The organism is Methanosarcina thermophila TM-1 (assembly GCF_000969885.1).
GTDB lineage: Archaea > Halobacteriota > Methanosarcinia > Methanosarcinales > Methanosarcinaceae > Methanosarcina > Methanosarcina thermophila.
In genome coordinates, this window is record NZ_CP009501.1 from 2,992,414 (window position 1) to 3,005,223 (window position 12,810).

A 12,810-nucleotide genomic window follows, 5' to 3' on the forward strand; every position below is an offset into this window, starting at 1 on the left:
AGGATTGTTCATAATAGCTCTTAAAAAATTAAGAATAACTGGTTGTAAGCTAAGGTCAAATATATCAACGCAATATTCTCAGCTATAATACTAATTATAATTATTATTGTAAAATTGTAAATTACTAGCAATCTAAGTTAAGAATTTGCCATTTAACTGTTTTTATAAGCGAATTTTGAAGAAGCAACAAAAGAATTTGGAATAGCTCTGGATCAGATTCGGGCTGTTGCAAATGCAATTATCAAAAATTGAGAATTTTGACAGTAAGCCTGAAAATATCAGTATCAGTTGATTCATCTTCAGTAGGCTTAGCAGTTACAAAAGTTCACCCTTTAAGCTTTTCGAGCACCCGAATATTCTGTATTGAAGTATTGGGGTAATTCCCACTTTCATCTTTTTCCGCCGATTTCACCATGTCCCATATAGTCAGCAAAGCTGCCGAAACCCCTGTAAGAGCTTCCATCTCAACCCCTGTTTTCCCGACAGTCCTGACCTCAACTACAGCCGAAATTATTTCTTCCCCGATTTCAAAATCCACATCTATGGCTGTGATTGGAATCTGGTGGCACATTGGGATTATCTCTGGTGTCTTTTTAACCGCAAGCACAGCTGCAACTCGAGCAGTTGCAAGCACATTGCCCTTTTCCACCGTTCCGGTTTTTATCTTCTCTATGGTTCCCCTGGAAAGCATAATTTCCCCAGCAGCTCGAGCCAGTCTTGGAATTTCGCGCTTTTCGCTAATGTCTACCATACGCGCTCTGCCGAATTCAATGTGAGTAAACTGCTTTTCCACCTAATCACCGTGTTTTTATAATCCTGGATCAGTCAATTCTGATCTGTTTTCTCTTTGAATAGTCTTCGATTAATTTTTCCAGCTTATTTACAAGTTCTCTGGCTTCTTCAAGGTTAAGTTTTATGACCTGTTCATCTTCTCCATGAAAAATATTAATTCTTATCCGGTTTCTTTCAATTTCCAGCTCGATTTTTCTTCCAATTTCCTGAACCATGCAAAAACGCCTCCCTATCCCACGTACATTAGAATATTTTAATTGGATTTTTAAATCTCAGTGTTAAATTAATTCTACCTTTAGATAATCTGCAGCGATAAATTGATTGTAATACAGCATTTTCAGTATCAGAATGATATCTTTAAAGCTTGTTTTTAATCTTTTTATCCAATATCAGCTTCTTTAATTATTTCGGGGATTTTTTCCAGAATATCTGTTGCAAGCAGCCCATTGCCTGCTTTCTCAAAAGCAAGATCCCCGGCTGCTCCATTAATGTACGCTGCGCAGGCAGCCGCAAGAAACGCGGGATTTCTGGAAAATAGTGATCCTGTGAGCCCTGCCAGGACATCACCTGTGCCTCCAACTGTCATGCCTGTATTTCCTGTCCTGTTCAGCAGGGTCTGTTTCCCATCCGAAATTATGTCGATTTTTCCTTTTAGAAGTGTTACAACCCCTTTTTTCTCCGAGAATTCCCTGACAGCTTTAATGCGGGAATCCTGATTTTCAGGGGTTTTCATATCCCTCAAGAGGGCAAACTCTCCTGCGTGCGGGGTTATTATCAAATCACAGTTGCCTGCAAGGCTTTCAAAGACAGTGTCTGATAGGGCTGCAAGAGCATCAGCATCCAGGACTGCTTTCCTGCAAAAGGGAAGGATTTTCCGGACGGTTTCCAGGGTTTCAGGTGCTCTTCCTAATCCCATCCCCATCACGACTACATTATGGGAATTTATGAGGTCCAGGAGGATTGAGACATCCTCAGGGCAGAGAATATTCGAAGAAAGTTTTCGGACAATCAGGTTCGGAGAATAAGATGCCACGATTTCTGCTACATTTGCTGGGACTGCTGCGGTTACAAGATCTGCCCCAGCTTTAAGGGCTGCAAGAGCCGCAAGTGCAGGAGCGCCCGAGTACGGACCGCCTCCAATAACAAGGATTCTTCCGGAATCACCTTTATGCCCTGAGGATTCCCGCCTGCGGAGTGTCATCAGATCCCCTGGACCAACATATTGTTCGGCGTCGGCAGAAATTCCTATCTCGGCAACCCTTATAATTCCAGTGTACTCTTTTGCCTTCTCGCTCATGAGCCCTGTTTTCATACGGTGAAAAGTGACTGTAAGTCCTGCATGCACGGCTTTCTCAAAGCTTCCACCGTCAGGGTCAAGTCCTGAGGGTATATCAATCGAGATTATTTTTTTTCCGGCTCTTCCTTCCCGGTTTATATAATCAATAGCAGTGGATTCGGGTTCTTTTATCTTTCCTTTTATCCCGGTTCCGAATATAGCGTCTACAAGCAGGTCAGCCTCTGAGTACCAGTCCGAAGCCTCTGCTTCAAACTGGCTCGAATCCGTTATTTCAATCACTTCTACGCGGCTGAACTTCAGCAGGGAGAAGTTGTGAAAAGCTTCTTTTGTTCCGATATCTCTGGCTTTTCCCAGCAGGATTAACTTTACTATATAACCTGAAGAGCCTGCGAGATGCCTGGCGGCAACAAAAGCGTCCCCTCCGTTGTTACCCCTACCTGCGATAAAAAGTACCCTGCCGCTTCCAAGCTTTTCCCGGACACTCTGTGCAATAGCGGCACCTGCATTCTCCATTAACTGTATAGGTAGAAGTCCAAGATACTCACAATTTCTGTCTATTGCTTTCATTCTCAGAGAACTGATGCACTTCATAGTAGTTACCTGCCTGCTTATTTAATCAGGTATCCTGTTACCTGTTAACCTTCTGAGGATTTCCGCAAGCCTTAATTCCTGGCTTATATACTGCCATAGAAATTATTATATATCTCTAGAATAATTTAGGTAATTTACTTTGTATTTTTAGACCAAGGAAACCTATCTGATATCATCAGCTATATACATTACATCCCGTTATTACATAATATGAAATTACTTAGTTTTCCGTAAAAAACGTTATTAATTTCTTATGAGTATGATTCATTGAGTATAATCTGTGTAAGAATAATTTATAAAAACATATAAGAATGATTCATAAAGAGATGATTTGTAAACTAAACTTTGTAAGAGTAATTCCCATCAGGAAATGGTCTGAAACTACAGCTACTCTTAGAGTTAATTAACTGTAATAAAACGTGAACAGGCAAGATTCTGATCAAATGTTTGCTTTCCTTTGCACGTGTCTGGACTTATATAAAAGCATGGAGGACTATTTTTGCCTAATTTTTCAAAGGATGCGGATAGCAATCTTAAAAATACAGTCAAGCCCAGATACCTTGTTCTGGGCAGTGGAAGTGTTGGTTTTGCGCTTGCGAAAGAGCTTAGGGAAAGCAATAAGCTCGTAATCATCGTTGATAAAGACGAAGCTAAGGTTGAAACTCTCAGGGAGGAAGGCTTTGAGGCTATTGTAGGCGATATCTCTGATCCTGAGCTCGTCGATAAGATTGATCTTAAGAACGTTGTTGCTATACTTTTCCTGACTTCCAATAATGAGGCGAACAGGAAGGGCATCGAAAATTTCAAAATGGTAGTTAGCCCCGACGTTCAGCTTTTTTCCAGAGCTTCGGACATTATTAACAAAGAAAAAATGGAAGATCTCGGGGCAGATTATGTCTTTATGCCTTCCAAGCTTGTTGCGACTTCCCTTTCCCGTACCCTCGAGAGAGCCGAGTCGGTTCACAGGGGCAACAGGCTTGCACGGTGGCTAAAAGGGATAAGGGATAAAAAACTTGCCATTGTTATTCATGATAATCCCGATCCGGATGCTATTTCAAGTGGACTTGCCCTGAAAGAGATTGCAAAGACTCTCGGGGTCGAAGCAAGCATCCTCTACCACGGCAGGATTGGGCATCAGGAAAACAAAGCCTTTTTAAATCTGCTCGGGATTGACCTCGGTAAGATGGAAGAGTACGACCTGAAAGACTTCGATGAGATCGCCCTGATAGACTGCTCGGTTCCCGGCGTTAATAATATGGTTCCCCCAAATACCTATGTGGGCGTTGTTATTGACCATCACCCACCCGGGGATGCCGAGATAAAAGCTGAGTATATAGATATCCGGCCGAATTTCGGGGCAACTGCTACTATAATGACAAAGTACTTGCAGCAGCTCAATATCAATATTTCCAAAACCCTTGCAACAGCCCTGCTCTATGGGATTCGGACTGACACCCAGGATTTCAAGCGGAAGACCGACCCTGCAGACCTTTCAGCTGCTTCGTACCTTTACCCCCTTTCGAATCACGGAATTCTGGACCAGCTTGAGCAGCCCTCAATGTCTATCGAAACCCTTGATGTGCTTGGAGAAGCCATCAGGAACCGGCAGGTGTTGGGAAGTTATCTTCTTTCAAATGTCGGCAATATACGGGATAGGGATACCCTCCCACAGGCTGCAGATTACCTTTTGAGCCTTGAGGGAATTTCTACAACTGTAGTTTTCGGGGTCACTGAAGACCGTATCTATATTTCCGGGCGCAGTAATGATATCAGGATTAATCTGGGTGAAGTCATGCGCCAGGCTTTCGGTGAAGATGCAGGTGGGCACGCAAACGCAGCGGGAGCCCAGATTCCCCTTGGGGTTTTCAGTGCTACGAAAGACCGGCAGACCTTACTGAGGCTGGTTAATGAAGCCGTTGTCAAAAGGTTCCTGAGTGCAGTTGGAGTCGAAAGTACGGGAGAGTAAGGTTTTCAAGATTTTAATAGATGGATCACAATTGAAATCATCCTCTCAAGACATTGAAATCCCCTTCAGAAGGAAACAATAAGAAAAAGATAGAATACAATAGTAAAGGAAGAAACGATAAGAAAAGATAGAAAAAAGGATAGTAAAGGAAGAAATGATAGAAAATAAAGAATACAGGATAGTAAAGGAAGAAGCGAAAAGAAGAATAAATACAAGACAGTAAGAATAAAAATAAAGAATAAAAGAGATCGGAGAATGGGGAAAATAGCTTCTTCCTCCATTCATTTTTTAGTGCTTTTAATACTTCTAATTTCTTTAAGTTTCCTAACTTTTTTAAGTCTCTTTATTCTTTTAAATACCCAACTTTTTTGAATTTCCGATCTTTTGTAAATTTTCTAATTTTCTAAAGCACCAGTGTTTGTAAACTTTTTATCTCCCTGATTTCAGACTTAAAAGTCAGGTTCAGGGGATGTCAATTCATCTCCAGGTTTTTCACTTCTACTTGGTTCCCGTTCAGGACATCCTCTTCCGTTACCTGGATTCCTGAGACTGTGGCATTTCCTCCTGCACTCACGGAATAAGCCGATACAGCCCTAACTCCATGTGCTGTATTTTCGGTTGAGTAAGGTACGGTTATTTCAAATAAACCGTTTTTATCTGACACTGCTGTGTTCTGATAAGTGAATTCCCTGCCTGTGTTCGAGTTGAGCATAAGGGTGGCAGTAACGTTCTGTCCCGGGCTTGCAGTACCTGAGAGCTTAGCTCCTGGGACGAATTCGAATATCTTTACATCATTCTTCTTGCCGCCCTTTTCCTCAGGGATAGAACTTTCATGGATAAGCCTCAGGTTTCCAAGATTTGATCCGTCGAGTTCATGAAGTTTGTATATTTCGGTATTCTTGAATTCATCTTTAGCTGTTGCAACGGTCTCAAGACCAGTTTTCCCTTTGATAGTCTCAATTTTAAAGTATTGTTCAATATCCTTGCCTGCAAGCTCAACAATAGCTCCAAACTTGCCGCTCGCCATCTGTTTGTCGGTTATTACGTACTTTACATTGAGCTTTTCCATAATTGCCTTTGCTTCTTCTTCGGAGTCGGTTGTGAAGAAATGCGCTGAGTCCTGTATGCCGGTTTGGAAATTGTTTGAAACGACAGGTCTTTTTGCCAGGTAAACAATCCAGTTTCCATAGTCCCACCAGCTCAAAACACTGTACTCGGGAGTTTCAGAAGGCTCAAGGTAATTAGAAGTCTCAGGGCTTGAGGCTTCAAGCCAGGTGAGAGCTTCTTTCCACTCGGGATCAACCGATCCTCCTTCTTTTGCAAAAGCAAACCCTGCCCATATACAGGGTACAAATACAAGCCCTATCAGTGCCACTGATGAGACAATTTTGAAGTAATCGGGCTGCTGGTCCTTTTTCGAGCCTGATGTATTGCTTATTTTCTGTTTTGATTTTTTCTTTGACTTTGTTTCTTTCTCCACTTTAAGCGCAGACGTGGAGTTCTTTGAGGTTATTGGTCCTGATTTGATCAGTTTCCTTAGTTCAGCCTCAAAGTCAAAGGACTCGAGTAATACCCAGAGGAAGTACGCGGTAAGAATTGAAACGTTTATTGCGAACAGATAGGTAAAGCGCCTCTGGGAGATTGCTAAATATGCAAAGAAAATTGACCATAAGAGGAAAAATATCCCTTCAGGCTTTGATTTCTCTCCTCTCCACTCAAGGCAAAGCAGGAAAAATCCTCCCAGAGCTGCAAGGAAGCAAAGTCCCAGGCTTGATAGTACTGGTGAAAAGGTAAGCTTTCCCTGTGCGGTTAAAAATAATGGCACAGCTTCAACAATCGTGCTTATGTATTCACCTTTTCCTAGGAAGAACCTCATCCCCTCAATTATGAAAGCATAGTATTCGGCAGAAAGAATCCTGAGGGAGAGAAGCCCTAACCCTGAGATCAGTATCAAGACGGCTGGATAATATTTCCAGTCCAGATCCTTTTTCGAGATATATGAGGAAAAACCCCAGAGGATTAGGGTTCCTGCCACTAGGCTCAATACATAGAGTACCTGGAACCAGGAAAGGTACATTGCGCTCATCTCAAGGCCCGGGCGCACAGACCCTGCTACAAGAGGAATGGTAAAGAGAAGTGTTGCAAGAAGGCTTGTAATGGTGCAGATAAGAAGATAATCGGAACTTTTCCCAACTCTTAGGTCGAGTGTGGTTTGTATGAATGCATAAAGCACAATAAAACTCACAAAAACCGGAGCTCCTATCCATGTGAAAATCAGTAGTGCTAAGAAAAGCCCGGATGCTGCTGCGGAAGCCAGCGTTTTAATATGTTTCTTATCGGAAGAGATGTTTTTAAGAGATGTCAGGGAGAGAGGTCCTTCACCTGCCCGTTTTAAGGCAAATATGAAGAATGCATAAGCTGAAGTAGATAGAAGCGTCTCCGCTACATGATGGTCAACCGCTCCAAAGCGTGATATGTATACATGTGCTGGAAGCACTGCAAAAATGAAAGCTGCGAGAAGCGCGGTTCTTCTGTCAAATACCGAGCTAGTTACAAAATATAAAGGAATTATTGTCAGAATTCCCAGAAGTAAGGGCAGCAGGGCTCCTGCGAATTCGATGGTATACAAATCCGGCTGTCCCCCTCCAAGGATAATTGCAAGCAGAGCGCCTAACAGGTCAAAAAGAGGCGGCCACCCAACCTCAAAGCCCTGAGGGTAATTTATGTAAGAATCGAAATTAAGGGAATGGGGAAAATTGGAAGCTGTATATAAAATGCGCCGCATATGGTAGAAGTCATCATATCCATTGAAAGTTATGCTTCCATTTGCAGTGACTGAGGTGTATGACAGCATGCGCATGAGAAAAGCAACTATCACAACTGCAGTCAGAGCAATAATACTGAATTTTAAATTATTCGCTGGCCGTTTTACCGCCGGACATCTCATGCCTTTGTTCGTTGTAACCATCTCTCTTAATTTTTATCAGTTTGCGTTATTGTACTTTTAAGTGAATTAATCTTTGATAGTACTGAATTAATATAATAACTTTAAGGTTGTCTAACCTAGATGAAGAGGTGAGTACTCCTGATTTACAGCTTCATCTGGCAAGTGTTATATATACCTCTCATAATGTTGATATGAAATTTTCAATATACTTATAACCGTTGAGCTTAATGAATTTCTGAGACCGCGAAAATATCCGTTATTACTCTTGGAAGATCTAGTGTTATTACTGGTGGAATATCTGAATTACTGGTGGAAGACCTGATAATATGTGGAAAATCTGTATTTGACAGGAATTAATGCTACCAGTAAACATTGTAGTATTACTAATAAAAGCTCTGATATTAATAATAACAGATTTGATACTATTATAAAAATCTCTGATACGATCAATAAAAAGATCTGAATCAATCTGTACCACAAATAGAAGGATTTAAAACCAGATATCACAAGTAAAAAGCTCAACTACTAACAGCTAACACACTAATAGATAGCGTACTAACAGCTAGCATACTAACAACTAACAGAAGAGTCTGGTATCACTTACTGAAGCCCCTGATACTACTGGTTAATGGATAAAATCGGAACCCTGCACGTTAGAAAAACCAGATACTTATGTTTTTCCACTGCGCTGGAATTTGCATCTAGATTCGATAACCGGCAGCCTCTTAACCTGTCTAAAACCCTGAAACAAGTGAGAAAACGATGAGAGTAGCCATATTTCATGATTATTTCGGAGCAATTGGTGGTGGAGAGAAACTGGTGCTCATGCTGGCAAAATCTCTCAATGCCGATGTTATCACTACTGACCTAAACATGGAATCCGTAAAAAAGATGGGCTACTCTGATGTGCGCATAATCAGCCTGGGAGAGACCCCAAAAGTGCCCCCTCTGAAGCAAATCTCCGCATCTTTTTATTTTGCAACCTGTGACTTTTCAAAAGAATATGATTTCTTCATCTTTTCAGGCAACTGGGCACACTTTGCAGCAAAAAAACATAAGCCTAACCTGTACTACTGCCACACTCCTACAAGGGCTTTCTATGATCTCTACGATACCTTTCTCAGCAGACAGTCCCTATTAATTTCGATCTTTTTCCGGATCTGGGTCTGGCTTCACAGACCAATTTCGGAATATTACCTTTCTTACGTTTGTAAAATTGTGACTAACTCAAAGAATACGTCAAAAAGAATCAAAAAATACTTTAAGAGGGACTCTCTGGTTATTTATCCTCCAGTGGACGTCTCAAAGTTCACCTGCAAAGAATATGGAGATTTCTGGCTATCAGTAAACCGCCTTTACCCTGAGAAAAGAGTGGAAATTCAGATTGAGGCATTCAGAAAAATGCCAGATGAAAAACTGATAATAGTTGGAGGTTACTCTAAAGGCGATCATGCAAAAAGTTATGCGGAAAATATAGTCAAGAATTTACCACAGAATGTAAAAGTTCTGGGTGAGATTTCGGAGGCTGAACTGCTTGATGCTTACTCCCGCTGTAAAGGCATTATCTGCACTGCTATGGATGAGGATTTCGGGATGACACCTGTGGAGGCTATGGCAAGCGGAAAACCCGTAATAGCCGTAAACGAAGGGGGATTCAAGGAAACAGTAACCGAAAGAACAGGGATCTTTATAAACGCAGATGTACACAGTGTCATAGAAGCTGTTAAATTCATATCTCGCAGCCCTAACTCATATCAGGATGCATGTTTCAACAGAGCGAAAGAATTTGATATTTCCATTTTTACTAAAAAAATAAAAAATGTGATTTGTGATGATCCTGAAACATTTAAGCGAGTTGTATAAATATCGGGAGTTAATCTGGAAATTATCCTGGGGAGAATTCAAACTCCGATATAAAAACTCCATACTGGGGTACTTCTGGTCCCTTCTTGAACCTCTTTTAATGCTAACAGTGATGTACTTTGTATTTTCCAATCTCATGAAAGTTCAGGTAGAGTATTATCAGCTATTTCTGTTAATGGGCATAATCTTATGGAACTTCCTGAGCAGGTCTACAAATATCGGATTGTTTTCTATAGTGGGGAGACCGGATATGGTTAAAAAAATCTATTTCCCAAGAGATATTTTTGTAATCTCCTCCTGCATCACAGCTCTACTTATGAGTATCTTTGAATCCTTTGTGTTTTTCATATTTATGGCGTTTTTCAGGGTTCCTTTATCTCTTAATATATTATATGCACCTTTGATCCTAATTTCCCTTTTCACTCTTGCTCTGGGAGTTTCCTTGGCACTCTCAGCGCTCAATGTTTACTATAGAGACGTTCAGTTTATCTGGGATGTACTTATGCAGGCAGGCTTCTTTGCAACCCCTATCCTGTATAGCCTGGACTTCCTGCCCGAAACTATGCAAAAAATTGTTCTTCTTAACCCGATGTCACGGATAATAATATCTGCACGGAATACTGTAATCTATTCCACACCGGCACGTTTTGAAGACCTCCTGTTTATGTTCGCCTCATCAATATTATTCCTCATAATAGGTTATGTCGTCTTTTCCAAACTGGAACCAGGCTTTGCGGAGGAAATTTGATGCATGTGATTGAAGTCGAGCATCTTCACAAAATTTTTAAAATACCTCATGAAAAAAGAAATACTGTATTTGAGTCTCTTGTAGGGGCTTTTAGACCTCCGCAATACGAGACTTTCCATGCTCTAAACGACATCAACTTTACGGTAGATGAAGGGGAAGCTCTTGGAATTATCGGAGAAAATGGCAGTGGTAAGAGTACCCTGTTGAAAATCATAGCAAACATTTTACGTCCTACACGAGGGCGCGTAAAGGTGCATAAGAAAATCACTCCTTTCCTTGAACTGGGGGTAGGTTTTCAGCCAAATTTTACGGCATCTGAAAATGTAAGGACTTATGCAACCATCATGGGGATCTCAAAGCGAGAAATTGAAAGTAAACTTGATGATGTGCTTGAGTTTGCAGGGCTTGAGAAGTTTAGGGATACCAAACTGAAAAATTTCTCTTCAGGCATGCAAGTTAGATTAGCTTTTTCCACAGCGATTCAGACTGACCCTGAAGTGCTTTTGATGGACGAGGTGCTGGCTGTAGGAGATATGGAATTCCAGCAGAAATGTCTCGATGTGCTTAATCAGTATAGAAAAGAAGGAGTGACAATAGTTTTCGTTTCCCATGACCTGGGTGCTGTAAGAAGGTTCTGTGACAAAACTCTCCTTCTCCATAAAGGAATGCAGGTAGCTCTAGGGGACACAGGAGATGTTATTGACAAATACGTATATGGTGGTAGCAAAAAGGAAAGTGAAGAGGCGGTTGAAGCATCTCAGGTTCCATTAGCCGAAACTGAAACAGATCTTTCTGAAGAAGGGGAAAACAATAAATCAAATCGCTGGGGCAGCCGGAAGGTTGAAATTACTTCCGTAGAGTTTTACGACAAATTCGGCAATAAGAACACTCGTTTTAACTCCTTTGATCCAATGATAATCAGGATACATTACAAAGCCAATCAGAGAATAGCAGATCCTGTGTTCGGAATTGCTCTGTATTCGGAAAAGGGTGACCATCTTTTCGGTACAAATACCGAACTTAAAAACCTAACTATTGATTACATTGAGGGTTCAGGGTATCTTGATCTGCAAATTGAAAGGATCCCCATGCTCAGTGGAAGATTCTTGCTGACAGTAGCCGTGCATACAAGGGATCAGAAACCTTATGACTGGCTGGATAAGCAATATTCTTTTGATGTTATTCCTGTAAGCAGGAATGCCGGAATTTTCGAGGTAGATTGTAACTGGAGATATGAACTTAAGGTGTGAGACCTATGGATACATCTGAAATCTATGAAGAAGAGATAAATGTTGAGGAAATAATGGAGAAAATCCAGAATGATATCCGCAGCAGAAAGAAAAGTGCTGCAGGCAAAACTACAGATAGAGATTACTTTCCTTCTATCCCCGAAACTCTAGATTCAGATAGTATTCACAGGAAGCTTGAATATATTAAGTCAAGCTGGAATATCGAGAACAATAGCTATTTTATAACTTCTCATCGCCCCATTTCAGGCAAGTTCCTTATTAAAGGAAGGGAACTGGTTCACGGAGAGGTCAGGCGTTATGTCGACCCCACGATACGAAAGCAAAATGAATTCAACGAAAGCCTTGCTCACTTACTGGAAAGCCTCATCAACAGGATTATTTCGCTCGATGAGAAAGTTGCGCAGCTCTCTGCGGAGTTAGATAATGAAATTTACTCCGAAAATTCAAAACTAAAGTCTGAAATCTCCAGAGAATTCAAAAGTGAAATTCTGAATGTTAAGTCTGACGTTTATGAAAAAATTAACAGAGAAATAACTTCAATTGTTTCCTCTATAAACCTTGATATTGAAAACAAGGCGTGGCTGAACAGGTTACTGACAGAGAAAATAGAGAATAATAACAGGTTCGCGGACAAAAAAGCTGCTACCTCTGAATCTGAAGGACTCTCATTAAATTATTTTCTCTTTGAAGAAAAGTTCCGTGGATCAAGAGATGATATCAAGCAGAGACAAAGTCAATTCCTTGAATATTTCCGGGGTTGTTCAAACGTTCTGGACATAGGATGTGGTAGAGGGGAATTTTTAGAACTGCTAAACGGTGAGGGAATTGGAGTAAAAGGTATTGATATCGACGATGATATGGTCGGTTATTGTCTATCAAGAGGGTTTGATGTTCAAAAAGTTGATGCGGTCTCATATCTTGAGCAGCTTCCAGATAAGTCTCTTGATGGTATTTTTATTGACCAGGTTGTTGAACATCTTGACCCCGCCTATCTTGTAAAACTATTGAGGTTATGCTACCAGAAATTAAACTATGGGTATTATCTCTTTGCCGAAACCGTAAATCCCCTGTCACTCTACTCTTTTGCTAACTTTTACATAGACCTTACACATATAAAACCCGTACACCCTGAGACACTTAAGTTTCTGTTTGAATCTTCAGGTTTTAGAGATGTTAAAACTGAGTTTATCTCACCTGTAACGGACGAATTGAGGTTAAAGAAAATTCAAACTTCGGACGATATGAATGAAAGGGAAAAGGCAGCAGTTGAAGTTTACAACCACAATATCGATCTTCTTAATTACAGGCTGTATGGTCCGCAAGACTATGCGGTTATAGGCAAAAAATAGGTGAAGA

9 protein-coding genes are annotated in these 12,810 nt (G+C 40.9%); 5 read left to right on the forward strand and 4 right to left on the reverse strand.

The window, feature by feature from the left end; all coding sequences use genetic code 11:
- Positions 1-325: 325 nt before the first annotated feature.
- The 3 genes from moaC to MSTHT_RS13085 form a co-directional block, all read right to left on the reverse strand.
- Positions 326-793: a cyclic pyranopterin monophosphate synthase MoaC gene (gene moaC / locus MSTHT_RS13075; RefSeq protein ID WP_048168161.1), complete on the reverse strand. Its 468-nt coding sequence runs from the start codon at positions 791-793 to the stop codon at positions 326-328.
- A gap of 28 nt (positions 794-821) precedes the next feature.
- A complete protein-coding gene (locus MSTHT_RS13080) occupies positions 822-1,007 on the reverse strand; it encodes a hypothetical protein (protein ID WP_048168162.1) in 186 nt (61 codons plus the stop codon).
- Between the two features lie 164 nt (positions 1,008-1,171).
- A complete protein-coding gene (locus MSTHT_RS13085; RefSeq protein ID WP_048168163.1) occupies positions 1,172-2,680 on the reverse strand; it encodes a bifunctional ADP-dependent NAD(P)H-hydrate dehydratase/NAD(P)H-hydrate epimerase in 1,509 nt (502 codons plus the stop codon).
- Between the two features lie 499 nt (positions 2,681-3,179).
- Between MSTHT_RS13085 and MSTHT_RS13090 the strand changes: the two genes are divergently transcribed.
- Positions 3,180-4,646 carry a DHH family phosphoesterase gene (locus MSTHT_RS13090; RefSeq protein WP_048168164.1) on the forward strand — a complete coding sequence of 489 codons (1,467 nt, stop codon included), beginning with the start codon at positions 3,180-3,182 and terminating at the stop codon, positions 4,644-4,646.
- A 472-nt stretch (positions 4,647-5,118) separates the two neighbouring features.
- On the opposite strand, the gene MSTHT_RS13095 is transcribed toward MSTHT_RS13090, so the two are convergent.
- Positions 5,119-7,614, reverse strand: coding sequence for an oligosaccharyl transferase, archaeosortase A system-associated (locus tag MSTHT_RS13095; protein ID WP_048168165.1), 2,496 nt, complete (start codon positions 7,612-7,614; stop codon positions 5,119-5,121).
- 741 nt (positions 7,615-8,355) lie between these two features.
- Between MSTHT_RS13095 and MSTHT_RS13100 the strand changes: the two genes are divergently transcribed.
- From MSTHT_RS13100 to MSTHT_RS13825, 4 genes are read left to right on the forward strand one after another with little or no spacing between them, the layout of a single operon-like run.
- Complete coding sequence (locus MSTHT_RS13100) at positions 8,356-9,456, forward strand: glycosyltransferase (RefSeq protein ID WP_048168166.1); 1,101 nt, start codon at positions 8,356-8,358, stop codon at positions 9,454-9,456.
- The gene (locus tag MSTHT_RS13105) at positions 9,425-10,204 is read left to right on the forward strand and encodes an ABC transporter permease (protein WP_048168167.1); all 780 of its coding nucleotides are present in this window, start codon (positions 9,425-9,427) and stop codon (positions 10,202-10,204) included. Before MSTHT_RS13100 ends, MSTHT_RS13105 begins: the two co-directional genes overlap by 32 nt.
- On the forward strand, positions 10,204-11,454 hold the full coding sequence (locus MSTHT_RS13110) for an ABC transporter ATP-binding protein (protein ID WP_048168168.1): 1,251 nt from the start codon (positions 10,204-10,206) through the stop codon (positions 11,452-11,454). The genes MSTHT_RS13105 and MSTHT_RS13110 overlap by 1 nt, the downstream gene beginning before the upstream one ends.
- A 5-nt stretch (positions 11,455-11,459) precedes the next feature.
- Complete coding sequence (locus MSTHT_RS13825) at positions 11,460-12,803, forward strand: class I SAM-dependent methyltransferase (RefSeq protein WP_052721896.1); 1,344 nt, start codon at positions 11,460-11,462, stop codon at positions 12,801-12,803.
- The last annotated feature ends 7 nt before the right edge of the window (positions 12,804-12,810 follow it).